This window comes from Caulobacter vibrioides (genome assembly GCF_002310375.3).
GTDB classification, from domain to species: Bacteria; Pseudomonadota; Alphaproteobacteria; order Caulobacterales; family Caulobacteraceae; genus Caulobacter; species Caulobacter vibrioides_D.
This window is the reverse complement of sequence record NZ_CP023315.3, coordinates 1,754,235-1,780,193: the sequence shown is the minus strand read 5'-3', so window position 1 is coordinate 1,780,193 and position 25,959 is coordinate 1,754,235. Positions and strand designations below refer to the sequence as shown.

The window sequence follows — 25,959 nt, the reverse complement described above, 5'->3', positions numbered from 1 at the left end:
CGCCGGCGCGGTCGGGAAGCGGCGTTGAGCGCGCGGCGGCGGCTCTTAAGCTTGCCTTGAGAGCCGCCCGTTAAGGGGCGCGCCCGAGGGAGCGGCGAAAGCCGCGGGACCGAGCGTGACCGCCGCGTGCTCGCCGACCCTGGCGCAGGGCGGCGCGAAAGCGCCGCGCGAAGCCATCCAGGGCTAGCCCTCGCGGCCCTTACGCCCCCGCACGAACGCGCGATCGCTGGCCATGAACTGATCGAGCATGGGTACGACCAGGCGCGCCGGCTCAGCGGCCTTGCCGCCGGTCTGGGCCGCATGGGCCTGGGCGTAGGCCAAGAGGTTGCGATGGGTCGCGGCCGGCAAATCAACCGTGACCTTGACCGGGGTCTCGTCTTCCAGCGGACGAAGCTTGAGCTTGTTCATCAGCGATCTCCTCCAGCATAGGGCTCCAGAACGAGGTCCTTGGTCAGCAGAACCCGCAAGGGCGTTCCTGGGCGGATGCGCAGTGTGGGCGCCCGCTCAAGACTTCGGCCCACGACCTGACGTCCCACATCGGTGACCACATCCGCGCCGCCGCGACGCAGCGCCCGGACAAGGTCAGAGTCGTCGCTGGACGATCCGCTCTGCGCGCCGATCGCCAGGAGCGTGCTCAAGGCGCCCGCGCCGAGGATCTGGTCGCCATGGCGATCCACCTGATCTTGCAAGCCCGCCATGCCCTGACGATCAACGCCCGGCAGGCTGTCAAGGACCACCGATCGGCCCGACGGCAGGATCAGGCGGGTCCAGACAACGGAGAGCCGGCTTTGGCCGGTCTTGACCGCCGCCTCATAGGCCCCGACCAGGCGCGCCCCGGCCGGGATCAACAGATAGCCGCCGCCTAAGCTGTCATGGACGTCCTGGGTGACCTGGGCGACGGCGACGCCGGGGGTTTCAGACGACAGGCCCGTGATCAGGGCTGCCGGGATCACGGTTCCCGCCTGCAGCAGATAGGGCGAGGCCGGCGCTTGTAACCGCTCAAGGCTGGTTGTGCGCGGATCCTGCGCATCTTGCGGCGTCGACATCCCCGCCGCCAAGGGCGAGGCGCCCTGCGGCGCACGCCCCCGAGCCGCCCCCGCCACAAAGAGATCGCTCGACGCCGCCGCGCGCCGCAAAGCCGCCCGCGTCTCCAAGGCCGGTTCGACGGGCGGGCGGGTCGCCACGTGGGCCGATGCGCGCGCAACTTCCACGCCGCCCCCTGCCCCATCAGCGCCCTGCGCCCTCTGGGCGGCCAGGATCGGTCGGCCAAGATCGCCAGGCAACGGCGGCCCCAGAACCGGAACCGCCGCTGAACCGGTATAGCCCTTGGGTAAGGCGGTGACGCGCTCCGACGGCGTGGCGGCGACCGGGACCTCTGCAGGCTTGGGTGCTCGCCGCACAGACTCGCGCATCGACCATCCGACCGCGCCCAAAACCCCCATCAGGACAATAGCGCTCGCGGCCATCAGGGCGCGGCGCGAGATCTTCGCCACGGGGATGGGCGCCGCCCGCAGGCGCAACGCCTTGGCGATTTCGGCGTCGGACCTTGCTTGCTCGGCGCTCATCACCGGGCCTCCGGCGCGTTCGCCAAGCGAACGACCCGCACGCGCTGCCCCCAAGACTTCAGGCCCAGCCGCAGCTCGATGCGGTCAAACAGACGATCCAGCACGATCTGGCGCCCCTCGATGCGATAGTTGATCAGCTCCCGGGTCTTACCGTCGGACGACAGGCGATAAAGCGGCGGCAGGTCCCCGAACTGAACATCAGCCCCAAAGGTCAGATAGACCCGCTGGCCGTCATCATGGGCGGCGAGCGGCCGCCAGGACGGATGGTCGCCCTCAATGCGATAGCGGTGATTGATCGGGCCCGCCGCACGAACCGGCGCGGGCGGCGCGGCGACAACAGGGGGCGTCGGCGGGGTTGGATAGCGCCAGGAGACCTGAGCCTGCCGGGTCCTGGCCGAGGCGCGAAGCTCCAGATGGTAGGTGCGCCGGTCGGTGTTGATCAAAAGGTTGGTGGCCAGATCCGGTGCGGTCGGCTTGACCAGCACATGCACCCGCCGCAAAGCGCCTGCGCCACTTGTTGTGTCGCCGATCACCCAGCGCGCGGTGTCGCCGGCCGCGATCGCGCCGGCTTCGACCAGGACTTCGCCAGGCTCCAAAACAATGTCGGTGATGCGTCCGGGCGTGGCGATCACCGGAAAGACCGCATGCTCGGCCCAATCCAAGCGGACCATGCCGGCCGGTGCGGCCAGTTGGGCGTCGACTGCAGGCGGCCGCGCCAGAGCGCTCGAGGCCAGCGCCAGCCAGATCCCGCTTGCGCCCAAGAGACGACGGCTCATGTGCTGAACTCCTTGGACCAGGACAGGGCGGTGACAAGGACGCCCAACGGATTGGCGCGCAGGCCTTCGGCCGTTTGCGGCGGCTTGAGATCGACGGTCAGGATCGCGGTCCAGCGCTCGGTGGCCACCAGCTGGCCGGCCTCGAACCGCTGCTCGCTCCAGGCCACCCGAAAGCTCCTGGGCGAGGCGCGCACCACGCTGCTCACCGCCACGGTGGTCTGGCTCTTGCCCACCTGACTGAACGGGTCGGCGCGCCGGGCGTAGTCGGACAAGGCCGCCGCCCCTTCTGGCGTGGTGAAGTCATAGGCCCGCAGCCAGGCCTGACGCATCAACACCGGATCACTGGAGACGGAGCGCACATCGCTGATGAACCGCGCCAGGCTCCAGGCGATCACCGCATCGCTGGCCTGAGCGCCCTGGACGGCGGGCGCGGCCAGTCGCGGCTCGCCCAGCTTGTCGACCTCGACCACCCAGGGCGTGACCCCGCCGCGCAAGGACAGGGTGACAAGGCCCGCAGTCAGGCCCCCGCTTAAGGCCAGGAGCCCCAGCGCCACGAGGCGCCAGTGAAAGGCCTGCACGCGCGCGGCGCCGATCCGATCATCCCAGGCCTGCCCGGCCCGCTGATAGGCGGTTTGCGGCTCTGGCGTCGCCCCATAGCGGGCGGATCCCTTGAGCGGGCTCATGACTTGTCCTCCGAAAGGTTGGGGGCTGGGCCCGCGCCAGGGCTGTCGCCCGCGCCAAGGGCGTGGACGGCCATGGCCGCGCCATGGGTCAGGGCCTGACGGCGCTGCAGATCCCGGGCCCAGGCCGGCGGCGCGGACACCGCATCGGTCTTGCTGGCCGGGGCCGATCCCTCGGCAGCGCCCGTCCCGGTCCGCGCGCCAGGCTCGCGGCTGGGCGAGGCCGATGCGCTCGCGCGCTCTGCGGCCACCCCGCCGCCGCCCGGCGGCGATCGGGGCGCCAGGTCGCCAGAAGGCCCCGCGCCTGTAGGGGGCGAGCGGCCGCCGCCGGCCGCGGCCGCAGCGCCGGCTCCGCCGCCCGCAACCCCGCTGGCGACCCCGCCGGCGACCATTTGAGCGCCCGCCGCGCCGGCCATGGCCATGCCGCCGACGAGGACGCCGGTTCCGACCGCCGCGCCCGCGCCCAGTTGCGGCGCGCCCGACACCAGGCCAGCAGCGACGCCGGGTCCGAAGATGGAGAGGCCAAGCAAGGTCAGGGCCGCCAAGGCCATGGCCAACACCTCCTCCAGGGTCGGCTGGCCCGGCGAGGCGGTGTTGAACTCGGCGAAGAGTGACGCGCCGATCCCCACGATGATGGCCAGCACCATGACCTTGACGCCGCTGGCGATGACCGCGCCCAGGACTTTTTCGGCGAGAAAGGCGGTGCGGCCAAAAAGCCCGAAGGGCACGAGCACAAAGCCGGCCAGGGTGACGAGCTTGAACTCGATCAGCACCACAAAGATCTGCACGGCGATGATGAAGAAGGCGACGATCACAAAGAGCGCCACCAGGAGCAGGATGAGGATCTGGACGATGTTTTCAAAAAAGCCGGGGAAGCCGCCCAGCTCAGCGGCCGCTTCCAGGAGCGGCTTGCACGAGGACACGCCCAGCGCCGCCAGACGCCCGGGCCGCAGGAAGTCCTCGGCGGAAATCCCCGCGCCCGTGGCCTTCAGGCCAAGCCCTGAAAAGCTCTTGAGCACAATCAGCGACAGGACCTGGAAGTTGCCGATCAGGAAGGCGAAGAACCCGACATAGAGGGTCTTCTTGATCAGCCGGGCCAGTACGTCCTCATGGGCGGCCAAGGTCCAAAAGAGCGCCGCCAAGGTGACGTCGATGGCCACCAGGGTCGTGGAGAGAAACGCCACCTCCCCGCCCAGCAGCCCAAAGCCGCTGTCGAGATAGCGGTTGAAGGTGTCGAAGAACCGGTCGATGACGCCGACATCGCTCATGCCCCGCCCTCGCCAAAGAACCGCCCGCGGGCGCGCGCCCACGCGGCTTGGCAACGCAGGTCCTGGCCCGCCGCCTCGCCCAGCCGTTGACAGCGAACAAGCTCAGGGTCGCGGGGCGCCACGACTGACCGCGCACGCGGCGACGGCGGCGAGCCCTGGCCGGCCAAGACCGCCGCGCCGACCAAAAGGATCAGCGCCAGGCTCCAGATCAAAACCCGGCTCATGGCGCGCCGGCCTTGCCGATGAACTTGGAAAACCGCGCCTTGGCGTCAGCCCGCGCCGCAACCCGATCGGCCGCCTCCAGGGCCTGGGCCCGGCCCTGGGCCGCGTTCAGCGCCAGAAGATCGGCCAGTTGCGCAGCCTGCAGGGCCAGGAGCTGATTGCCGGCCTGGGCGGCTTGCAGTGCGCCGACCGCGCCCTGGCTTTGGTCGATGAGGGCCACCCACTGATCGCGGCTGGCTCCCAAGCCTTCGACCACGCCGGCCTGAACCTTCAGAGCGTCCTCAAATCCGGCCACCGCCGCGCTCCAGCGCGCCTCGGCGCGCGTAGCCAGGGCGCCATCGCCATGCGTCGGCTCTACGGTCCCGTATTGCGTCAGGAACGCAGAGCGGATCTTGGAGACGTCATAGGCCAGCCCTTGGGCTTCGTTGAGAAGCCCGCGCGTGCGATCGACCTGCGCCTGTAGCGCGCTCAGCGACGAATAGGGCAAGCTCGCCAGGTTCCTGGCCTGTCCCACCAGCATCTGCGCCTGGTTCTGCAGGGCGGTGATCTGGTTGTTGATGGTCTCAAGCGCCCGGGCGGCCTGCAGAACGTTCTGGGCGTAGTTGGTCGGGTCAAAGACCGTGAACTGGGCCAAGGCCCTGGCCGGAACAAGTGACGTGGCGGCCAGCCAGCCCAGGGCCATAGCCCTGGCCAGGCGGCGACGATTGAGGCTCATGACGCGATCTCCGGAGACGCCGGCGCCGACGCAGCCGTTGCGCCGGGCAGAAGGTCGGCGGCCCAGCCAAGGGCCTTGGCCCGCAGCCAGGCGGGCGCAAAACCCGCCGACCCGTGCTGCGCCAAGACCTTGGCGATCAGCGCCTGGTCGGCCTTGGACGACGCGGCGCAAAAGGCCAGGGTCACGGGCCCAAGGCCCAGATCAAACAGGCGATCCCCAAGCCTTGATTGCAGGTAGTAGTCGCGGGCCGGGGTCGCGCGCGCCAGGATCTGGATTTGCCGCTCATTGAGGCCAAACCGCGCATAGGCGGCCGCGCCTTGCGGCTCCAGGGCGCGCGGATTAGGCAGGAAGATCCGGGTTGGGCAGCTTTCGACGATCACCGGCGCAAGAGCGCTATCGGTGATGTCGGCCAGGGACTGGGTGGCGAACACCACCGAGGCGTTCTTCTTGCGCAGGGTCTTGAGCCATTCGCGCAGCTGGGCGCCAAACGCCGGGTCGTCCAGCGCCAGCCAGCCCTCGTCGATCAGGATCAGGGTTGGCCGGCCATCGAGGCGCGCGCCGATACGATGAAAAAGATAGGCCAGGACCGCCGGCGCGGCCGCTGAGCCGGCAAGTCCCTCGGTCTCAAAAACCTGGACATTGCCCGCCTCCACGGTTTCCTCCGCACCGTCCAGCAGACGTCCATGGGCGCCGCCCAACACAAAGGGAGAGAGCGCCGCCTTAAGCGGCGGACTGGCCAACAGGGCCACAAGCCCCGTCAGGGTGCGCTCAGGCGCCGGCGCGCTGGCCAGGCTCTCCAGGGCCGCCCACAAGAGCTCGCGCACCGCCGGGGTGATGGAAACACCCTCGCGGGCCAGGATCGCTGTCAGCCATTGGGCCGCCCAGGCGCGCTCCTCGCGCAGATCAATCCTCGCCAGGGGCTGCAGGCTCAAACGCGCCGCGCCCTCGCCGGAGAGGTCATGGAACGCTCCGCCCATGGCCAACACCGCCGCGCGGCTCGAGGCGCCAAAGTCGAAGGCGAAGACCTGAGCGCCCGGGTAGCGGCGGAACGACAGGGCCAGCATGGCCAGCAGCACGCTCTTGCCCGCGCCCGTCGGGCCCACCACCAGGGAGTGGCCGACATCGTCGACATGCAGGCTGAGCCGGAACGGCGTCGAGCCGGCCGTGCGGGCGATCAGGAGCGGTGGTCCATCCAGATGAGCGTTGCGCTCAGGTCCCGCCCAGACCGCCGACAGCGGCGCCAGATGCGCAAGGTTCAGGGTCGAGAGCGGCGGCTGACGGACATTGGCGTAGGCGTGCCCGGGCAGTGCGCCCAGCCAGGCTTCAACGGCGTTGACGCTCTCGCGGATGACCGTCAGCTCACGGCCTTGAATGACCTTCTCGGCCAGGGCGAGCTTGGCGTCGGCGCGGGCCGGATCCTCGTCCCAGACCACCAGGCTCGTGGTGACATAGGCATAGGCGACCGCATCGCCGCCGAGGTCCTGCAAGGCCAGGTCCGCCTCGGCGGCCTTGTTGGCCGCATCATTATCAACGAGGGCGGCGGGCTCCTGGGTCAGGGCCTCGCGCAGCAAGACCAGCACCGATTTGCGCTTGGAAAACCACTGCCGACGGATCTTGGCGAGCAAGCCCGCCGCCAGCGTCTTGTCCAGGCAAAGCGCCCGCGTCGTCCAGCGATAGGCGAACCCCAGACGATTGAGATCGTCGAGCAGACCAGGCGTCGTCGCCGGGGGAAACCCAACCACGGTCAGGACCCGAAGATGCGCCCTTCCCAGGCGCGGTTCCAGACCGCCGGCCAAAGCTTCCGTGGCCAGAAGACTGTCGAGATAGATCGGGGTTTCAGGCGCGGCCACGCGCTGACGTGTGGTCGAGACCGCGCCGTGCAGGACGCTCAAGGTCGCGGTGTCATCGAGCCAGGCCAAACGCGGCAACAGACCCTCGAGCAAGGCCAAGAAGCGATCGGTGCGGTCGACGAAGGCGACGAGCTCCGCGCGCCAGTCGAGCCTGGCCTGGCGTTTGCCTTCGACAAACCATTGCGCGACCTGGCCCTGTTGCTCAGCCGGCGGCAGGTAGCTCAGGGTCAGGAAATAGCGGCTCTCATAGTGCTCGCCGCTCCCGACAAAATCGGCGCGTCGCTCCGCATCGACCAAGGCCGACACCGGATCGGGAAAGTCGCTGGCGGGATAGTCCGCCACTGGATCACGGCGGGCCTCGATGAAGATCGCCCATGCCGAGCCCAGGCGCCGCAGGGCGCTGTTGAGGCGGGCGGCGACGACGGCGACCTCAGCGTCGGTGGCGCTATCGAGATCTGGCCCCCGAAACTCAGCGGTGCGCTGAAAGCCGCCGTCCTTGTTGAGCACCACCCCCGGCGCGACCAAGGCGGCCCAGGGCAGGTAGTCGGCCAGGCGCGCGGGGCGGCGGCGATATTCGCGAAGATCAAGCACGGCTCAGACCTCCAGATGGGCCGGCAGACGCACGTGGCGCACGCCGACCTCGAAGATCTGCGGATCACGCCGCGCGGCCCAGACGGCCAGCGCATGGCCCGCAAGCCAGACGAAGAGTCCCACGATCCAAAGACGCAGGCCAAGGCCAAGGGCCGCAGCGAGGGTGCCATTGACCAGGGCGATCGCGCGCGGGGCGCCGGCCAGCAGCATCGGCTGGGTGAGCGCCCGATGGACCGGCGCGGCGAACCCCAGGGCGCGATCCTGGGCCATCAGATCAGCGCTCCGCCGCCGAACGAGAAGAACGACAGGAAAAACGAGCTGGCGGCGAAGGCGATCGACAGGCCAAAGACGATCTGGATCAGCTTGCGCGAACCGCCGGAGGTTTCGCCGAAGGCCAGGGCCAGACCGGTGATGATGATGATGATCACCGCGATGATCTTGGCCACCGGTCCTTCGACCGACTCCAGGATCTGTTGCAGCGGCGCCTCCCAGGGCATGCCCGAGCCGGCCGCCTTGGCCTGAGCGCTCAGCAGGGTCAGGCCGGCGGCCAGAACGCCGATAAGCCCAGGACCATCGCTAGGACGCCGCAGACGATGGCCGCGCGCCCCTGGCGCGCGGTCAGACTGGCCATGAAGAGGCTCCAAGGACGCCGGGACGACGGGGCTGAGAGGCATGTGATGATCTCCTTCAGGGATGGGGGGGGGAGTTGCAGGCGTAGCCCTCAAGCGGGGCAAAGCTGGTAGGCGCCGTCCGGTCCAAGGCCCTCGACCCGGAAAAGCTCGGTCAAGCGCCGGGCCTTTCCGCGTCCAGCCAGCACGGCGATGAGGTCGATGGTGTCGGCGATCAGGCCGCGCGGGGCGGTGATCACCGCTTCCTGGATCAGCTGCTCCAGGCGCAGCAAAGCGCCCAGGGCCGACCCGGCGTGCAGGGTCCCCACGCCGCCGGGATGGCCGGTGCCCCACGCCTTGACCAGGTCGAGGGCTTCGGGGCCGCGCACCTCGCCGATGATGATGCGGTCGGGCCGCAGCCGCAAAGCCGACCGGACAAGGTCGGTGAGGCTGGCCAGGCCTTCGGACGTGCGCAGGGCGACCTGATTGGGCGCGGGGCATTGCAGCTCGCGCAGGTCCTCCAGGAGGATCACCCGATCCTCGCCAAGGGCGATCTGCGCCAACAGCGCATTAACGAGCGTCGTCTTGCCGCTGGAGGTCGGCCCCGCGACCAGGATATTGGCCCGGTCCGCCACGGCCTGCGCCAGCACCCGCCCTTGCCGCGCGCTCATCACACCGGATGCGACATAGTCGTCGAGCTTAAAAACGAGGCTTGCGGGTTTGCGGATCGAGAAGGTCGGGGCCCTGGCCAAGGGGGCGATCAGCCCCTCGAAGCGCTCGCCGCTTCCAGGCAGTTCCGCCGAAAGGCGAGGCCGGCCCGCATGAACCTCGACGCCGACATGATGGGCCACCAACCGCAGGACCCGCTCGGCGTCCGCCGGCAAGAGGGTGAGGTTCGCATCGACCAGGCCCACATCAAAGCGGTCGATCCACACCCGGCCATCGGGATTGAGCATGACCTCGCCCACGGCGGGGTCTTCAAGCCGGCTGAGAAGCTCCAGGCCCAGCGCCGTGCGCAGCATCTGACGGCTGCGCGCGCGTCCGGCCTCGATTTGCGAAAGGTCCATGACCGATCCCCGTGGATGACGGGGATGAGTAAGAGGACCGCAATCCGGCCGATCTCAACAGCCAAATCAGCGGATCGAACCCGATCGGACAAAGACAGGCGAACGGCGGTGAGCGCCCTTCGGATCAGGCCGCCAAAGCCCGTCCCACCGGCGCAACGACACCGGCGCTGCGCCCTGACCCGCTCGCCCGATGCGCGAAAACCCAAGCCTCAGCCAAGATTTCCGCCGCCACGCCCGCATCAATCGCCGCAAGCCGCATCATGACGATGCCCGCCTTGCGCCGTCGCCCCGGCTCGGGGATTACGCCTTCGCCCCGCGACAGCGCCCAAGCCTGGCGAGACGGCGCCAGCTTGACCACCGCCCAGCCTTGGGCCGGCCAGCCCAAGGTCGCAAAAGCCCTGCCGCCCAGCCGAAACTGAACGGCTTCAAGGATAGACTTGGCCTGGACGCCGGGTCCAAAGCCCATCGCCAGCGCTGAAAATTCATCAGGGGTCATCGGATCCTCGTCAGCGGCGGAGATCAAAATCCGAGTCGCCGTTTCGAGGCAAAGTCGCGCCTTCGAACGTCAAAGTCGGTCGTGCGCCAGAAGCCGACCTTGGCACGGCTCCAGGAAGGCGACGCTCAGATTGCTGGTATGAAGCCTGCTGGAGCCGCTGTTTCGGCACCACAGGTTGGTGATCAATGTCCGACGCCCCGACGGTGATGCGCGGCTCCTACGGGGCCGGCTTCACTCCGGCAGGGCAGCGCCGATAGCAGACTGTCGCGCACTAGCAAAAGGGAGACGCTCTTGACCGCAGCAAAGATTCTTGTGCGCTAAAGGCTTGAAATAAGCCCTCTGCGAGAGACTGGACAATCCTTGATCACCTAGCAAATAGCCGCGATACACAGCCCATGCGAATTCTAGCCTCGGTTGCGATTCTCTTGATCGCACTTGCCCAGTCGAAGGCGTCGTGCGCCGACGAGATCATCCCTCAGAAGCGCGTCGGAGTATGGGCCCAGACATATTCTGACGTCGTTCCAGATCCGAGCCTGAGATTCGGCGTACTCGCCAATGGTTTGCGTTATGTCATTCGGCCGGCCGTCGCGCCGGGTAAGCGGGTTGCACTGCGCTTGGCCTTCGCCGTCGGCTCGATCGACGAACGGTCCGATGAGCTTGGATTTGCGCATCTGTTGGAGCACATGGCGTTCCGGAACGGCGGCGGACAGACAACGCGTGAGCTCGAGACGGCGGGCTTAGTTTTTGGTCCAGATCTCAACGCGCTCACCTACTTGGACAAGACCGTTTATCAGGTCAACTTGCCGCGCAACGACCCCAGGATGATCGGCACGGCTCTGACGTTCCTATCGGAGGCGAGCCGTGCGTCGAGCATCGACGCCGCCGCACTCGCCAGAGAGAAGGAAGTTGTCCTCGCCGAGGGCGCGCTCAGGGATACCGTTGCAGAACGGGCCGAGGCTGCCTTCCGTCGTGCTCTGCCGACGCCGCAACTCGCGCTTGAGCGGCCAATTATCCCAAGCGCAGCTCAGCTTCGCAACGCTACTGCGTCGAAGCTGACAGCCTTCAAATCACGCCTCTACACGCCGGACCGCGGTGTGGTCGTCGTGGTCGGCGCAGAAGATCCCGATGGTATCGTTCGGATGATCGAACAACGTTTTGGCGATTGGAGGGCTCCGCCTGCGCCTGTTCGACCTGACTTGGCGTTGCGGCCCATTTCTGGAGCGCGAGCCTTCACTCATGTGGAAAAAGGACTATCACGGTCTGTTCGACTCGTCTGGAGCGCCCCTTATGACAGTCGTGCCGATACCGTCGCTCGAGAGCGACGGGACCTCCAGGTAGCTGTCGCCATTGGAGTCGTGAACGACCGCCTTGACGCCATTTCTCTGACCACCGACGCGCCTTTCTTCGACGCCCACCTGACGAAGTCCAACGACGCGATCCGTGGCCTGAGGATGCAGCTGGAGGCCAGAAGCGCTGACGACCACTGGCCGGTCGCGCTCTCGCGCTTGGTCGCAGAACACCGACGTATGTTGACGACCGCGCCAACCAGCGCGGAAGTGTCGCGCGTGCTCGCGCGCTTCAGACTGCGGCACGAAACCCGGCTTATGGGATTGAACTCCGAAGACCCGGCGAATATCGCCGATCATCTGGTTGAACTCGCCGCCGACAATGAGGTCGCGACCAGTGCGCTGCAAAACCGCGACCGCTTTCTAGATTTCTCAAGCCGCCTGGACGTGGCGGCGGTGCAAAAGACATACGCCGAGTTGTTTGGCTCCGGGCCGACCATTATGCTTTTCGGTTCCCAACAGGAGTCCGACGCCGTCAACCGGGCGGCCAAGATCTATGCTGACGCTGCGGCGGCCGCTCCGTCGCCGGCTCTAGAAGCGCTTGGCGCGCCAAAATGGCCGTTCCATGTGGAAGGTGGGACCTTGGCCAAGGTTACCGAGCGAAAGCTCGATGAGACTTTTGGCGTCACTGTCGCCACCTTGGACAACGGCATCAGGATCCTGGTGAAGAAGACGGATTTTGTTCGAGACGAGATTCTCGTCTCAATCCGGCTACGCAGAGGCGTGCTCGATCTGCCGGCCGACCGCCCTTCTCCCCTATGGCTGGCATCGACTTACGCCGACGGCGGAACGAAGGCCTTAACGCTTACAGACGCATGGCGCGCGGCGCCGGGCGCTAAGCTTTCCGCCGCGTTCCGCCTGACCGAGACGGGCTCATATTTGAGCGGCGTGACCCGCGCGGCGGATTTGGATCGGCAACTCGAGCTTTTATCCGCCCTCGTCAGTCAACCTGCCTTCCGCGAAGGCGCATTGGAGCGCCGCCGGACTGAACAGTTGGCCGAGCTGGATACGTTGTTCAGCAAACCGGCGGGCGTCTATCTGCGCGACGTGCCGCGACTTCTGCACTCGGGCGATCAGAGGTGGAGCACGCTACCGACTGCCGTCGAGACTGCGGCGGTTTCGGCCAAGGATGTTCGTGAATTCTTCGATCCTATCCTGGCTTCGGGCGTGGCAGACGTGACGATCATCGGAGACGTTGAAGTCGACGCGGCGCTTGACGCCGCGCGGGCTACGATCGGCAGGTTCCCCTCCATCGCTGTTCCGATATCGGCTGTGCAGCCCGCCAAGTTCCCCGCGCCTTCGCATCTGGTGGCGCATCACGAGGGCGCCGCGAACCAATCGATGATCGTGATGGCCTGGCCGACCCTCGGCGCCTATGTCGATCCCAAGCGCTCTCGCGCGATCGGCCTCGCTGCGGCGCTTTTGCGTACCCGCTTGACGGATCGTCTCAGAACCAAAGAAGGCCTTGTCTACGGTGTGTTCGTGAGCACGGCCTATTCTGCGGCAGCAGCCGGTCATGGGCAGATTTCCATTTCAGCAGAAGCCACTCCGCAAGCGCTCGACCAAATCAATCAGGCGATCCTCGAGGAGGTCGCGCGACTTGCAAGCGAGGGCCCTGCGGCCGATGAGTTGGAACGTGCCAAGCAGCCTTTGAGGGACGGCGTTGAGCGCGAAGAACGTTCCAATGGGTTTTGGGTGACCCGTCTGTTCGAGTTGACGCATGACGCGCGCGCACGCGCCTCATTCGTCACGCGTCGCCAAGATTTGGATGCGATCACGGCGCAGCAGGTACAGGCCGCCGTCTCTGACTTCATGATCATGACACCGCCGTGGACGATGCGCATTCTTCCGCCCCAGCGCGCCACCAAAGCGCACTAGTTGAAGGGTCAGTCCGCTAGCCGTCGCGGCTTCTGGAGAAGAACCGGTCGAAAAGCTTGCGCCGGTCTGTTGCAACCACGGCCTTTACCGTCATCCCGGGCTGCAGCTGCGAAATGAGCGTCGAGCGCGGCGAAGGCCCCCCAGTGATCTCTACGGTCACGGCATAGACAGGTTCCTTGATGTCGAAAGGCATACCCAATTGGGCGGCTTGGACCGGCGCGCCTCCGATCGAGCGAACGACGCCTTGTACCAAGCCGTACCTTTGTACCGAAAAAGCATCGACAGCGACGCGAACGGGCTGCCCGATCTTCACCCCGCCGATCGAGCGTGTCGGCGCGGCGAGTACGACCTGCAGTCTGTCCGTTAAACGACCTTGCCCATTAGCGTCCCCCTGCCCACTTCAACTTGGAACTCGCGAACGTTATCTGTCAACCCTGAGCTTAGCATTTGCGTGGAGCCCGCCAGGCGGGTGATGCGCTGCGCCGGTTAGGTCTACGCTTTGTCGCGGGCCGTTATGCTTCAACCTGGCCGCGAGCGTAGACAGGCCTTAAATAAGGAAGAGACGGTTCTGTTCATGCCCGGCACCGGTGTCGCATAGATCCGATAGCGGACGTTCCGAAGTTCGGCGTTGAGTCAGGTTTTCCCGCAGCCGGGCACATGCTGCTCGCCTCTCCCTTGCCTCCAGCAAGCGGACCTTCCGAACGGAAGCGATGAGTCAGAACCGGACGCGGCGGGCGCCCTGGATTTAGGTTCCGGCGCGTGCGCCCGGGAGCGGACCTTCCCAGAGTCCGAGAAGAGTCAGACTTCCCCCTTCCCGTCCCGCTCCTCCAGCACCTCGTTGCGCAACAATCGACCTGACGACAGCCGCCGCGCCAGCGCCTCCAGAAAGCCGGCGTAACGCTCCTGCCCTTTGGCGTTTTGGGTCCGCTGATCCGCCGCGCTGAGTATGGGCGTCGCTGTAAGCCAAGCCTTGATCAACAGCGCCAAGGCTTCGTTCGAAATCGTCACGTCGCGGTCGAGCCGCTCCAGCTCACGACTGATCCGATCCAGCCGTCGCACCAGCGCCGCTTCGACGGCTTCGTGACCATCCGGAGATAAGAACGCGGCGAGCGCCGCCTGGGTGATCTCGGACTTCGAGCGCCGCGTGCGGCGCGCGCGCTCGTCCAGCGCTCGCGCAAGGTCACCTGACAAGAAGACCTTCGCTTGAACCTTCACCCCGCCGCTCACAACGGAATGCCATCATCAGGGTCGAGCGCCGCCTGACGCGCGACAGAGCGGAACCGCTCGCCCTGTGCCGCAGCGGCCCCATCATCAGCGTCGAGGTCCAGGTCGAGCGGGGGGCGCTCAGGCTGCTCTTCCACAACGATATCGGGCTGTTGTTCTGGCTCAGGTTCGATCCGAAGACCGCCCTCCCCGCCGCGACGAGGACAAACAGCTCCCATCTGGACGGATCCCGGGGTCCTGTCGTTCCACGAGCTTGGCCCCTCACGCGATATCGGCGCGACAGAGCCCGGCGGGGCCGCCACCCGCCCCGCCAGCGCCGGGTCACGATAGTAGCGCACCTTGGTGGCCCGGATCGGGGCCACGCCGGAGACCTGGATCACCGCTTCATGGGCCGGAAGCTGCATCACCTCGCCGGGCGTCAACAGCGGCCGCGCGGTTTCTTGCCGGCTGACCATCAAGTGGCCCAGCCACGGCGAGAGCCGGTTGCCAGCGTAGTTCTTCATCGCCCGCATCTCGGTGGCGGTGCCCAGGCTGTCGCTGATCCGGCGCGCGGTGCGCTCATCATTGGTCGAGAACGCGACGCGTACGTGGCAATTGTCGAGGATAGAGTTTTGATCCCCATAGGCTTTGGCGATCTGGTTCAGACTCTGGGCGACGAGGAACGCACGGATCCCGTACCCGGCCATGAAGGCCAGGGCCTGCTCAAAGAAATCGAGTCGTCCGAGCGCAGGAAACTCATCCAACATCAGCAAGAGCCGCCGACGATGGCGCGCAGCCTCTAGGCCTTCGGTCAGCCGCCGGCCGATCTGATTGAGGATCAGTCGGATCAGCGGACGCGTCCGGCTGATGTCGGACGGCGGCACGACAAGGTAGAGCGTCACGGGCTCGTCCAGAGAGACGAGGTCTTCGATCCTCCAGTCGCAGCGCGAGGTCACCGCAGAGACGATCGGATCCTGGTAGAGCCCCAGGAAGCTCATCGCCGTCGACAACACGCCTGAGCGCTCATTCTCGCTCTTGTTGAGGAGCTCGCGGGCGGCGCTGGCGACCACCGGGTGAACCGCATCGCCAAGGTGCTTGGTCGCCATCATGGCGCGCAGCGTGGCCTCAATGCTGCGCGAGGGATCGGCCAGGACCTTGGCGACACCGGCCAGGGTCTTGTCCGCCTCGGCGTAGAGCACATGCAGGATCGTGCCGACCAAGAGACTATGGCTGGTCTTGTCCCAATGGCTGCGACGCTCCAGCGCGCCGTCGACCACACAGCGCACCAGCGCGCCCTTGGCCAGGGCCTTGCGCTTGGCCAAGAGCCGCAAGGCCTGGCGCCGCCCCTCACCGGCGCTGACCAGGTAATAGCCGGTCTCGCGCCCCGCCTTGATCTCCGGCTCGACCACCAGCGGCTGCAAGACGCCCTTGTGGCGGATCGAGGCGGCGCGCGCAGCGATCACCTCGGCGCTATGGCCCACCCGACGCACGTTCTTGGGCGAGGCCTTGAGACGATTGAGCGGAATATCGCGAACCTCGCCGTACTGAACGTTGATGGCTCCGGGCTTGGCGACCAAAGCGTCAGCGACGGTCGCAGGGGTTGATTGGGGGGTCATGTCCGTCTCCTTGGGTCAGGGTTTGCAGGCTCGCAAAGCGCGCCTTCAAACCCTGCCCAGCGGCGAGCGGGGGGGTGCAAGCGGAGGGGCGTCTTCGCGGGGACCCGCCTGCAGGGCGCGCCGTGGCGAGGCGGCCGCCTGCCGACACGACCGAAGGTGGGCGGAAGACGATCCGAAGCGCGCCGGGGGCGCCAGCCCCAAGCCAAGGCCGACCCCGGGGTCGGCCGCTTGCGCGCCCGCATCGCGGGCGCTCATGACCATGAAGCCTGCCAGGAGACCGCGCCCGGCGCGGTCGGGAAGCGGCGTCGAGCGTGCGGCGGCGGCGCGCAACCTGATTGCGCGCCGCCCGTCAGGGGCGCGCCCGAGGGAGCGGCGCGCGCCGCGGGACCGAGCGCGACCGCCGCACGCTCACCGACACCCGACGGCGGTCCAAGGCGGGGCTGACACGCGTGGCCTAACCCCGTCCTGAACGAACCCAAACCAGCAAAGTCATCGCGCGCGCCGCGCGATCGCCGTATCAGAGACGACGAGGCTGCGGGGGTCTGCGCCAAAGCGCGCCCCCCTGGACTTGACGGCCCGGCATCGCTGCGACGAAGGGCCCTTGGCCAAACGCGAAAGGACGACGAGATGGCGTTGCTCGACGAGCTCAAGGCTGACCAACTGGCGGCGCGCAAAGCCAACGCCCGTCTCAAGGCGGACCTGCTGACCACCTTGATTGGCGAAGCGGCTCAGATCACGACCGAAGAGTTCAAGCGCGGCGTGACAGAGGTCACCGACGACAAGGTCGCCGCGACCCTCGCCAAGTTCGTGAAGAGCACGAAACAGACGCTGGACAACCTCGCGACCGAACGCGCGCGCCTCCTTCAAGGCGGGGGCGATGCGTCAAGGGTGGATGAGCGGATCACGGCGGCGCAAGCCGAACTGGCGGTCCTGTCCGCCTATGGCCCACAGCAGATGAGCCAGGCGCAACTGCGCGCGGTCATCGATGCGTTTCGGGCCAACACGCCGGGCGCCAATGTCGGCATGATCATGGCCCACCTGAAGGCCAACTTCGCGGGTCAGTATGATGGTAAGGCGGCCAGCGCCTTGGCCAAGGATTAGATTAGCAGGGCGATCGCTCCAGACCCGCAGGCAAACAAGCCGCGCCTCACGGCGATCAGCGCCTAGACCCGCTCTGAAAACCGTTCAAAGGCGCTGATCTTGCGGGTCGGCAGGTGAACCTCGCCGCGATAGATCTCCGCCTGCAGATAGTCGAGCTCTGCGGCCAGATCGGCCGCCTCGACATCGATCCACCAGGCGCGGGGCGATGGCCCCGCCTCACCGTTCCAGCGATAGCCGCGCGCCTTGAGCACGTCTTTCAGCTCAAAGGGGGAATGCTCGGCGAAGATCCGCACCGTGGCCTTGCGCGCAGCGATCAGCAGCGCCTGCAATCCGGTTCCGTCGGTTCCCGCGAGCGGCGCGCCCAGGATCTCCAGGGTCGCCAGACAGTCGTGATGCGCGCGGTGCCCGTCATGGAAAAAGCCGTAAGCCGCCGCCAGGAAGGCGAGCTTGCCGCTCTCATGGCCCGCGCCCGTCCAGTCGATCTGGGTGAAGGAACAGGCCCAGGCCTTAGCGACAAACCCCGGACAGAACCGCTCCGCGAAACGCCGGTCAAAGGCGGCGTTATGGGCGATGATCACAGCCGCATCGTCGATGAACGCGGCGACTTCGTCCGGGTCGATCACCTGGCCCTGCACCATCTTATCGGTGATGCCGGTGACCTTGGTGATCTCTGGCGGAATGGGCTTGGAGGGCTGGCGCAGCCGCGAGCACGGCGCGCCGACTGAGACGATCTGGCCGCCGACGTCATAGTCGAACGGAACCATACCGATCTCGATGATCTCGTCGGTCTTCGGATCAAGGCCCGTGGTCTCGAGATCGAGAATGACACCGCGCCGGACCTGGCCGATCGCAGACCCCAGCGCAAAGCGCGGCGCCTCCAGGCGGCGCAGGACGCGATAGCGACCGCTGGCCTCCAGGGCCTGCGCCATCGCCTCAAGGTCGTCGGGCGAGGACGTCACTTCAGTGTCGCGACGACCGGACAGTGATCGGACGGCCGCTCGCCGGCATAGGTCAGCTCCTCAAAGCCGAGGAGGTCGCGGCTAGCCCGGGCGTCGAGCACGACGTGGTCGATGAACTCCGAAAAGCGCGGATCGCATTTGGGCCCGGCCCCGCCCTGCGCCAGCGACAGATCGGCATGGGCCGGATCGGCGTCGTCAATATCGGCCCAGACGACATCGCCGCTACGCGCCAGACGTCGGTTGAAGTCACCCAGGACCGCAAAACGCATCGCCTCCTTGGCGCGCGCATCGATCCAGCTTTCCAGGATCGGTACCTGGCGCATCAGGGTCGCACAGGCCTCACCCTTGTCGCCCGAGGCGCAACCCGACTTCAGGTGCACAGCCAGCAGGCGCAACGGCGCGCGGCCCGGGGCGCGGATGGTCACATCGACGCCCGAGCGCAGGTTTGGATCGCCCAGCTGCAGGTCGGTCAGGTCACCGGCGCGCTCGAACGCGATCCCCTTACGAATGGCGAACCCGACGGCCTGACGCGTCAGGCTACGCCCCTCCAGGCCCCGGCACGGGAAACGATCGCCGGCCGGGCGTGCTTCGATGACCAGCTGGTACTTCGCCGGATCAAAGACGCGGGCGGCGGCCGAAAGCGACTCCACCTCCTGGAAGGCGACGACATCGGCGTTGAGGCGATCAGCGTAGCTGCGCAGCAACGCATAGTCGGCCTCGCTGCGCGGCCGGCAGCCCTGGGCGCCGTCTTCGGCGAGATGTTCCAGGTTCCAGGTGGCGATGCGCAGCGGCTCGGCGGCTTTGGTCGGGCCTGCGGCGCAGGCGCCCAGCGAAAGAGCCAAGGCCAGGGCTGTCATACGCTGCAACATTGTCGTCTCCATCTTGTCGCCCAGTCCTAGTCCAACACGCGGGAGTCTGACCAGCCTGCCCCGCCATTGTTGCTATCTGGGATTGAGCGACTAAGGTCTAGCGCCATGAGCGATGCGCCCGTGACCACGCCGCACCCGACCGACCTTCATGTCGGCAAGCTGATCCGCGCCTATCGCCTGGCGGCGGGGATTTCGCAGGAGGCGTTGGGGGAGACGCTCGGCGTCAGTTTTCAGCAGATCCAGAAGTACGAGCGCGGGATGAACCGTATCTCCGCCTCGAAGCTGTTCGAAGCTACCCGCCTTCTGCAGATTCCACCCGGCGCCCTCTTTGAAGGGCTTGAGGCCGATCCCGGCGATGGCTTTGCTGAGCATTTCGCGCAGTTCTTCGCCACGCCCTACGCCACCCGACTGGCCAGCGTGTTCACCAAGCTTGATCCGCGCCAGCAGCGGGCTTTGACGGAGCTCGCCGAGAGCATGGCTCCAGGCCAAGCCGAGCCCGTTCAGAACTAAGGCCTCCGCCGGCCAATCCCCAAAACCCTATCCATGACCGATTGACTCTCCGCGCCTTCAGAAAGAGAACGTTTGGCGAACACGGAGATTGTCATGCCGCCCCCACGCGCCCCACAGCGCGCGAGCCCCCGCGCGCCCAAACCCGAGCGGATCATCAAGCGCATGGTGGTCGAGTTGCAGCGCGTAACCCAGTCCAGCGGCGCTGAGCCGGGCCGAACGCTCTTCTTCACCTTCAAAGGCGGGACCCGGCGCGCTCAGCGGAGCCTGTGCAGCTTCGTTAGCCCTGAGCACGTCCCCAACTTTGAAGGGGAGACGGCCTGGTTTGAGGTCGAGGAGGTCAGCGGTAAGCCCTGGTCCTATTGGCGGGCGGTACGACGCGTGGAGCCGTCCGCCGGTGCCTGAGCTCTCGGACCAGCAGCGCCGAAAGCTGACGGCGCTGGATCCGCGCTTTGCGCAACTGCGCCTCGTTGAGGCCCTGGAGCGCAAGATGGAGATCCATTTTGCGTGCCTAGATTGCCGAACGACCCGCACCTGGCGGCGCGATGTCATGCTCGGCCGGGCTCGCGTCCTGCTCGGCGCCACCATGGCGCAGATCCAGCAGCGCACGCCGTGTCCGCGCTGTGGGCGCAGGATGCCGATGATGACCGCGATCGGCGGCGTCTGGGATCCTGGCGACCTGTCAGAGCAGTTTCGGTGGGAAGCCATCACGGCCTTGTCCGAAGCCGGTCTCAATCCCAGCGACTATGGCTATGGCTGGCGCCCGCCCAGCCGGACGGCCTGAGCCATGGCCGACATGGACCCTAGGACCGGCAAGCTCTTTTCGCTCAGCGTTTGGTGCGCCTGCGGACATCGCGCCCATTGGGACCGAACGATGATCCTGGCCAAGGCCGGCGCCTGGATGCGGCCGGCCGCGCTTCAACGCGCGCTCCGCTGCAGCGCCTGCGGCGCGAAGGGCGTCGGGATCAAGATCGATGGGAAAAGGTCATAGCCGGGAGAAACGCGGCGGAGCGCGCCTCTTGCACGACCCTTTCCATCCGATAGCGTGACCACAGGCCACGGCGGAACCCGCGCATGTGCAACATCGAAGAGCTCTACTACGACATCTTCGGGTGGGCTAAGGCCCACGAGGATCTGCTCGGCAAGACGCTGAGCCTGCCCGGCGGCGTGACGTTCAGCCAGGCCAACACCGATCTTTCCTACAAGCAGTTCACCTATCCCAACTATCGCAAGCCGACGGTGCGGTTGGGGCTGAACGGCGAGCACGAGGTGCATTTCGCGCGCTGGGGCATGCCGTCGTCCAAGGCCCGGATGATTGAGCTGACCAAGAAGCGCACGGCGCGCCTCGACAAGGCGGGTAAGTCTTACGACTTCAGCGAACTCCTCCGGGTCGAGCCCGATCCTGGCGTCACCAACATCCGCGACCTCGATAACCGCCACTGGGCGCGCTGGCAGGGCGTTGAGAACCGGTGCCTTGTGCCGATCACCGCCTTCTGTGAGCCCGACCAGGACTTCACCAAGTCGCTCAAGCCGGTGTGGTTCGCCGAGGTGGGCGAGCGGCGTCTGGCCTACTTCGCAGGGATCTGGACGCCGCATGCTTGCGTCAAGACCATCAAGACGGGCTGGGAGGAGATGGAGGTCTACGGCTTCCTAACCACCGAGGCCAACGCCGTGGTCGCGCCCTACCACAGGAAGGCCATGCCGGTGTTTCTGCGGACGGCTGAAGAGGTCGATACCTGGCTGCGGGCGCCTTGGGGGGAGGCAAGGACGTTACAGCGGCCCCTGCCAGATGAAGACCTTCAGGTTATCAAAGCCCCGGACAACCGGGTCGAGGCGAGTTAGCAGCATTGGAATGAGCCGCTCACGCGGCTTGGGTGATCGGAGCTCACGCAGATTGTGCTGCGGTGTCGACGACGCCTAATCCAAGACCGACGCACCTAGTTGCGTTCAGCCTTCAACGAATAGCCAGAGCCATAGCTAGATACGATGACTGTGCCGCTCATCGCCGTCGCGTAAACGCCCCTGCCCTCCTGCGCGTTTTTAAACACGTACTTTGGGCCTTCGTCCCGTGGGTTGGGCGTGGCGGATCGAAAGCCATGCACGGCGTGACTTTCGACATGCGGCAGTAGTCGATCCACGACCTCCCCTCGCGGGTGGCCATAGCTATTCTCATACCCAGCGCTGAAAACCGCGATACGGGGTGAAAGAGTGTCTGCCCACCGACGGGAGGTAGAGGTCGCGTAGCTTCCATGGTGCCCGACCCGGAGCAAGTCGACATCGAGCCAAGCCGGCGAGAACCGTGAAAGGACGACAGCTTCGGTGTCCAATGTGGCGTCGCCCGTAACGATCGCTTCGAAGTCACCGTGGCGGATCATAACCACGATGCTCATGGCGTTCTTGTAACTCTTGGAGGCTTCGACGCCAGCCGCCAGAATCCAGACCTTCGCCGCGCCGCAGCTTAATGCTGAATTGGCCGTTTCCTGCGGGTCGTAGTTGTCCGGGCCCAGCACAACCGGTTGCTCGGCCACACCCTTGAGCCAGTCGAAAGTTTGCTTGTCCGAATAGTCGGCTCGCGTACCAACGTACCATGATCGGCGAACACGCACGTCCCTCAAGACATCCTCCAGCAGATTGTAGTGATCTGCGTCGGGGTGGCTCACGATCAGATGGTCGAGGTCACCGCCGTGCTTTTCCAGCACGCCGTTGACATAGGCCTGAACCTCATCGGGATCCTGGCCGCTGGTGCTGCCGCTGTCGATCAGGATGGTGGAGCCATTCGGGCACTCCACCAGGGTCGCATCCCCCTGCCCAACATCGATGAAGTGCAGGACCAGATCCCCGCCAGACAAGGCCGCCGGCGTGACCGAAGCCACATCGGCCCAGCGCTTGGCGACATAGCCTTCGGTCCCGTTCGCCAGCCGAACCCGATAATAGTAAGGGACGCTTTCGAGCAGAGTGACCCGCTCACCCTTTCGCACTACGCCAACACGCTTAGCCGGCGCCCCCATGGGCCTGTCGCGCACGACGACCTGGCTTTGCACGTCCGGCGAGGCGACAACGTCGTCGGCGCTCGCCACCGCTGCGAACATTGACGTGGCTAGCGCAAGGGCGAGCCCGAGCACCTGACGGAGACGCGGGTTCAAACGATCCGAACGGGACACCAACATCCAAGCCTCCATCAATTGTGATTTCGCTCCCGCACGATGAGCGGGGCATCGACGGCCAGATTCAGCCGAGCACGGCATTTCTGGCGGCCCCTACCGGTCGAAACCCGCTCTGACTTGCTCCCAAAGTCGGAGACCTTCTCGCTTGGTCACGGCTTCGACCTCTTCGGCTTTAAGACCGGGGATGCGACTACCTGGGAAGAGCACAGTCACGAACGGTCCAGCAGCGCTGCTGAGGGGGCGCACGATGCTTGTGCATCGCCCCTGCGCGTCCTTGGTCTTGCAAAGCTCTCGTCCCAGGTGGCGGTGAAGCGCGATCGAACCCTCGCCAAGTTTCGGAAACGGTCCGCCGTCGGCCAGGATCACCGGGATCACATCGGTCTTTGTCAGAACCACACCGAAATCGCCCATCTTCAGCCCGGTCAATGACCGAAACTCTTGGGCCAGTGCGCTGGTCGGCCCTGCGACTGGCATGACCACATAGGGCACGAAATCGGAGCTTACGGGGGTTTCAACACCCGCGCTGTTGCGGAGCGACAAAGAGGTGCCGCACTGGTCAGTCTGACCCGGCGTATGGCAGGCGTACCAAGAACCGTCGAGATCGACGCTAAGCTTTGAGGTGAAGGCCACAAGCTTAGGGGACTTGCCAGGTACGCCCGCTGCCTGACGTAGGGCCGTGACCTGATTGGGATCGCTGATGCAGCCGTAATAGGTGCGGCCACTGAGCGTCGCTGGCAGGGAAATACTGCGGAAACGATTGGCGGTGTCACAGCCCATGAATTCACCGCGATAATTCTCATCGACGTCGGTCAGCGACGACAGATTCACCCACGACGGCCAGGTGGGCGCTGTAAGGTTGGCTGAAGCGATTTTCTCGATAGGAGGTGCAGGTTTCCCAGCTCGCACGGCTGCATCAATTGCCTGCACGTCTTCGACCCAGGCCGCTAAATCGAAGTTCTGGGCGTCGTCATGGGCTTCGCCAGCGGGGCCGCCCTTGTCGACGTTGAAATGCAGCGCTGGGATCAACCAGCGACCCACACTGACGCTGGCGGCGACATAGGCCAATGCGAGGCGTCGCCGCTGGACGATGGTCAAACCAGGAACCGGCGCCTTCCAGGCCCAGGACCCTTTTGGCTGAATTCGGGGCTGCACATTTTCAACGTGCACAAACACCTTCCGCGCAGCCGGAAGAACTGAATTCTGCTCCAGCTTAGTCGCGGGCAGATCGCGCGCTGCGCTCCACCTATTGAACGTGCCAGAACGCCCGTCGCGGGTGATGATGAGATTGGCCCTTTTTGCCAAGCCTGGCCAAGATAGGGTGTTGCCCTTGTATGTTGCCAAATCCATGTCGGCGGGGAACGCATCGCGATCTTCGATCACCGGCGAACTGGTGTCGTGGATGACAAAGTAGCGCTTGTCGCTGGCCTCGCCGGCAACGATTGCACCACCGACCGCATCCGGCGCTACTCCCGAGGCGCTAAGGTAGTGCGTCAGGGCCTCGGCCGAGATGCCCACAGGCGTATCGAGCCTAACCGACAGCCAAACTGGTACGGGTTGATCGACCGACCCAGCACCGCGCGGCAGTATCCGTTTGAGTAGACAGGCCGCCTGCTCTTGCGCGGTTCCCGCGAAACGCAATCTGACGCTATCGAATTTGCAGGCTCCAATGGATGCCGACGCCGCTGGCTCACCGACAAGCAGGACACCCGCCGCGCCCAAACTCGCGACTAGGTTCAAACGCATCACAGCCCCTGTCTTGCTTGACGGCGCGCGCGGCACAACGCCACGCAGTTGATCCGAATGCGTTACGCCCGGCACAACCGGTCGCGGCCGATCACGGCATCCCGACGAGAACTCGAAGGATATACAACCTGAAAGGAAATATCCATATTGGATAACAGCGTTTTCGGAGCGGCGGAAATGCTTAAGCCATGTCCAAAGCCGTTGCTAGTTCAGCCATTGTCGCCGGCCGCGCCTCACCCGGCCGCGTGACCTACAATAGGTCGAAGTCGCCAGCGCCCGGCGATCCTCTACAGCCTGATCGTCACCGCCAAGATGAATTCTGTCGATCCCCAAGCCTGGCTCGCCGAGAGCCTAGTTCGCCTTTGGAGGGCATCGCGCGCAAAGGATTGACGAGTTGCTGCTGTGGAATTGGCGGTCTGGCGCCGCCCCGGCGCAGGCTGCGTGGGTCGAGAGGTGCTCGGCGCCTTCTTGGTCCGCAGACCCGGATCGACCGGTTAAATCAAGACAGGCCTCGGGCCGCTCGCGCAGGATCTGGCGACCAGTCGACCGCGACCGCCATCTGGTCGAGGATCGCTGCGCCTTACTTGGTCGTGGGATCGTCGCCCTGAAGCAAGACGATCTCTTCGAGAACGTGCGTGTTCTTTCCCATCCAATCGGCGATGAATACGGCGATCTCTACGTCCATGAACTATTGATAGGCGCAATTTCACCGGCAAGCGAGCCCGTCGACGCTGACGTCGAAATGACTCTCGCTCTTCGATGTTGACCACAACTTCTTGTGGTCGTCCGCCGCGTTCAATCCGCGGCCGGTCTCACCAGATAGGTACACCGCTCACGCCCCGTGATGGACCTAACGGACCAGCTTCACGGATCGAATATGCAAGATCAGAAGGGTCAAGGACTTTGGGGGGCGCATCGCCTAGGCGTCCATCGAGGCGCGATTGACTTCGCTAAAATGTCCCTGCCCACTCGGTCACATAAAAATTGGGGTGCTCTGTGCATAGATCTCTTTCGCCAAGCCTACCCGCCTTCGTACAAGCCACAGCCACCTTGCTTTCGCTAATACTTGGCGTCGCGATTGTGGCCTCAACGGGCGCTGAAGATGGTCGGCTAAACAGCGTCGCCGTCGAGGCTGCTCAGCGCGTCCGACCATTACTCGTTGGCGCAGAACTCGTTAAAATCGTCAGCGCCCTCGCGCTCACGACCATAGCAACGCTGCTTTTCCAGCGACTTCGTCACCAGCGTGCCCGCAGCGTCATCCTAGTGACGGGTTGGACGACGGCGGGCCTCCTTGTCGGGAGTGCTGTGGTGGGCGCCACGGCCGTGGTTATGGCAAAGCCCGAGATCGGGCATTGGGCAGGTTGGGCGGGTCTGGCCGCTTTAACAACGAGCGGGCTCTTCGTTCTGACCGTGAGCTTGGCGCCCACTGGCGCATTGCCGCCATGGGTGAGGATCTTGGGCGTGGTCTTTTGCGCGGCTGCGCTCGGGACTTGGGTCATCGGCCCACTCGGACTATTGGCGGGACTGCTCTCATTCGCCTGGTGGATCGCATTCGGTTTGAGGTGGCGACACCCAGAACGGGTCTAGGCCATTTCGGCTGTCTGGCGCGCAACTCAAGGTCAGCTTACGGGACATTTTCCGGGGCGGCCTAAGCGCGTCCCTGGAAATTCCGGAAGCTGAACTAGGCTTGATCCGCTACGCGCCTGGCGGGCGCGGCGGAGAAACGGATGCTGGT

The 25,959-nt window shown here is 65.7% G+C and carries 25 protein-coding genes; 6 read left to right on the top strand and 19 right to left on the bottom strand.

Annotated elements, in window-relative coordinates:
• Positions 1-183: 183 nt before the first annotated feature.
• The 12 genes from CA606_RS08435 to CA606_RS08380 form a co-directional block, all read right to left on the bottom strand.
• Complete coding sequence (locus CA606_RS08435; protein ID WP_096051539.1) at positions 184-408, bottom strand: DUF2274 domain-containing protein; 225 nt, start codon at positions 406-408, stop codon at positions 184-186.
• Positions 408-1,565, bottom strand: coding sequence for a TrbI/VirB10 family protein (locus CA606_RS08430; RefSeq protein WP_096051540.1), 1,158 nt, complete (start codon positions 1,563-1,565; stop codon positions 408-410). Before CA606_RS08430 ends, CA606_RS08435 begins: the two co-directional genes overlap by 1 nt.
• Positions 1,565-2,341 carry a P-type conjugative transfer protein TrbG gene (gene trbG, locus CA606_RS08425; RefSeq protein ID WP_096051541.1) on the bottom strand — a complete coding sequence of 259 codons (777 nt, stop codon included), beginning with the start codon at positions 2,339-2,341 and terminating at the stop codon, positions 1,565-1,567. The genes CA606_RS08430 and trbG overlap by 1 nt, the downstream gene beginning before the upstream one ends.
• Positions 2,338-3,024 (bottom strand): conjugal transfer protein TrbF, encoded by a 687-nt coding sequence (trbF, locus tag CA606_RS08420; RefSeq protein WP_096051542.1) that lies wholly within the window; start codon positions 3,022-3,024, stop codon positions 2,338-2,340. The genes trbG and trbF overlap by 4 nt, the downstream gene beginning before the upstream one ends.
• Positions 3,021-4,289, bottom strand: a complete 1,269-nt coding sequence (trbL, locus tag CA606_RS08415) for a P-type conjugative transfer protein TrbL (RefSeq protein WP_096051543.1) — start codon at positions 4,287-4,289, stop codon at positions 3,021-3,023. Before trbL ends, trbF begins: the two co-directional genes overlap by 4 nt.
• Positions 4,286-4,513 (bottom strand): putative entry exclusion protein TrbK-alt, encoded by a 228-nt coding sequence (trbK-alt, locus tag CA606_RS08410; protein WP_096051544.1) that lies wholly within the window; start codon positions 4,511-4,513, stop codon positions 4,286-4,288. The genes trbL and trbK-alt overlap by 4 nt, the downstream gene beginning before the upstream one ends.
• Positions 4,510-5,226, bottom strand: a complete 717-nt coding sequence (gene trbJ / locus CA606_RS08405) for a P-type conjugative transfer protein TrbJ (RefSeq protein ID WP_096051545.1) — start codon at positions 5,224-5,226, stop codon at positions 4,510-4,512. Before trbJ ends, trbK-alt begins: the two co-directional genes overlap by 4 nt.
• The gene (gene trbE, locus CA606_RS08400; RefSeq protein WP_096051546.1) at positions 5,223-7,667 is read right to left on the bottom strand and encodes a conjugal transfer protein TrbE; all 2,445 of its coding nucleotides are present in this window, start codon (positions 7,665-7,667) and stop codon (positions 5,223-5,225) included. Before trbE ends, trbJ begins: the two co-directional genes overlap by 4 nt.
• Positions 7,668-7,670: 3 nt before the next feature.
• On the bottom strand, positions 7,671-7,937 hold the full coding sequence (locus CA606_RS08395; protein WP_096051547.1) for a VirB3 family type IV secretion system protein: 267 nt from the start codon (positions 7,935-7,937) through the stop codon (positions 7,671-7,673).
• Positions 7,937-8,311 (bottom strand): TrbC/VirB2 family protein, encoded by a 375-nt coding sequence (locus CA606_RS08390; RefSeq protein ID WP_096053824.1) that lies wholly within the window; start codon positions 8,309-8,311, stop codon positions 7,937-7,939. Before CA606_RS08390 ends, CA606_RS08395 begins: the two co-directional genes overlap by 1 nt.
• Before the next feature lie 77 nt (positions 8,312-8,388).
• On the bottom strand, positions 8,389-9,342 hold the full coding sequence (gene trbB / locus CA606_RS08385; RefSeq protein ID WP_096051548.1) for a P-type conjugative transfer ATPase TrbB: 954 nt from the start codon (positions 9,340-9,342) through the stop codon (positions 8,389-8,391).
• Between the two features lie 124 nt (positions 9,343-9,466).
• Positions 9,467-9,838 carry an MmcQ/YjbR family DNA-binding protein gene (locus tag CA606_RS08380; protein ID WP_097563462.1) on the bottom strand — a complete coding sequence of 124 codons (372 nt, stop codon included), beginning with the start codon at positions 9,836-9,838 and terminating at the stop codon, positions 9,467-9,469.
• 425 nt (positions 9,839-10,263) lie between these two features.
• Between CA606_RS08380 and CA606_RS08375 the strand changes: the two genes are divergently transcribed.
• Positions 10,264-13,062, top strand: coding sequence for a M16 family metallopeptidase (locus CA606_RS08375; protein ID WP_181242851.1), 2,799 nt, complete (start codon positions 10,264-10,266; stop codon positions 13,060-13,062).
• Between the two features lie 16 nt (positions 13,063-13,078).
• Here the strand turns inward: CA606_RS08375 and CA606_RS08370 are convergent, their stop codons facing one another.
• From CA606_RS08370 to CA606_RS08360, 3 genes are all read right to left on the bottom strand, one after another.
• Positions 13,079-13,375: a hypothetical protein gene (locus CA606_RS08370; RefSeq protein WP_096051551.1), complete on the bottom strand. Its 297-nt coding sequence runs from the start codon at positions 13,373-13,375 to the stop codon at positions 13,079-13,081.
• Between the two features lie 485 nt (positions 13,376-13,860).
• Entirely contained in the window at positions 13,861-14,277 is a 417-nt protein-coding gene (locus CA606_RS08365; RefSeq protein WP_096053825.1) for a ribbon-helix-helix protein, CopG family, read from the bottom strand.
• Between the two features lie 8 nt (positions 14,278-14,285).
• Positions 14,286-15,881 (bottom strand): type IV secretory system conjugative DNA transfer family protein, encoded by a 1,596-nt coding sequence (locus CA606_RS08360; protein WP_097563461.1) that lies wholly within the window; start codon positions 15,879-15,881, stop codon positions 14,286-14,288.
• 627 nt (positions 15,882-16,508) lie between these two features.
• Here CA606_RS08360 and CA606_RS08355 point away from each other — a divergent pair.
• Entirely contained in the window at positions 16,509-16,982 is a 474-nt protein-coding gene (locus tag CA606_RS08355) for a GatB/YqeY domain-containing protein (RefSeq protein ID WP_096051552.1), read from the top strand.
• Positions 16,983-17,044: 62 nt separating this feature from the next.
• Here CA606_RS08355 and CA606_RS08350 read toward each other — a convergent pair whose 3' ends face one another.
• Complete coding sequence (locus tag CA606_RS08350) at positions 17,045-17,941, bottom strand: 3'-5' exonuclease (protein ID WP_096051553.1); 897 nt, start codon at positions 17,939-17,941, stop codon at positions 17,045-17,047.
• Entirely contained in the window at positions 17,938-18,810 is an 873-nt protein-coding gene (locus CA606_RS08345) for an endonuclease/exonuclease/phosphatase family protein (RefSeq protein WP_096051554.1), read from the bottom strand. Before CA606_RS08345 ends, CA606_RS08350 begins: the two co-directional genes overlap by 4 nt.
• A 105-nt stretch (positions 18,811-18,915) precedes the next feature.
• Here CA606_RS08345 and CA606_RS08340 point away from each other — a divergent pair, with 105 nt between their 5' ends.
• The 3 genes from CA606_RS08340 to CA606_RS08330 all read left to right on the top strand — a co-directional run bounded on the left by CA606_RS08340 (position 18,916) and on the right by CA606_RS08330 (position 21,159).
• Positions 18,916-19,320 carry a helix-turn-helix domain-containing protein gene (locus tag CA606_RS08340; RefSeq protein ID WP_096051555.1) on the top strand — a complete coding sequence of 135 codons (405 nt, stop codon included), beginning with the start codon at positions 18,916-18,918 and terminating at the stop codon, positions 19,318-19,320.
• A gap of 394 nt (positions 19,321-19,714) precedes the next feature.
• The gene (locus tag CA606_RS08335; protein WP_096051556.1) at positions 19,715-20,101 is read left to right on the top strand and encodes a hypothetical protein; all 387 of its coding nucleotides are present in this window, start codon (positions 19,715-19,717) and stop codon (positions 20,099-20,101) included.
• Positions 20,102-20,391: 290 nt separating this feature from the next.
• On the top strand, positions 20,392-21,159 hold the full coding sequence (locus CA606_RS08330; protein WP_096051557.1) for an SOS response-associated peptidase family protein: 768 nt from the start codon (positions 20,392-20,394) through the stop codon (positions 21,157-21,159).
• A gap of 95 nt (positions 21,160-21,254) precedes the next feature.
• On the opposite strand, the gene CA606_RS08325 is transcribed toward CA606_RS08330, so the two are convergent.
• Positions 21,255-22,484, bottom strand: a complete 1,230-nt coding sequence (locus CA606_RS08325; RefSeq protein ID WP_181242850.1) for an MBL fold metallo-hydrolase — start codon at positions 22,482-22,484, stop codon at positions 21,255-21,257.
• Between the two features lie 90 nt (positions 22,485-22,574).
• Entirely contained in the window at positions 22,575-24,224 is a 1,650-nt protein-coding gene (locus CA606_RS08320; protein WP_096051559.1) for a glycoside hydrolase family 75 protein, read from the bottom strand.
• Positions 24,225-24,479: 255 nt separating this feature from the next.
• On the opposite strand from CA606_RS08320, the gene CA606_RS20025 reads away from it, so the two are divergent.
• Positions 24,480-24,614 carry a transposase domain-containing protein gene (locus CA606_RS20025; protein WP_423752945.1) on the top strand — a complete coding sequence of 45 codons (135 nt, stop codon included), beginning with the start codon at positions 24,480-24,482 and terminating at the stop codon, positions 24,612-24,614.
• Positions 24,615-25,959 lie beyond the last annotated feature (1,345 nt).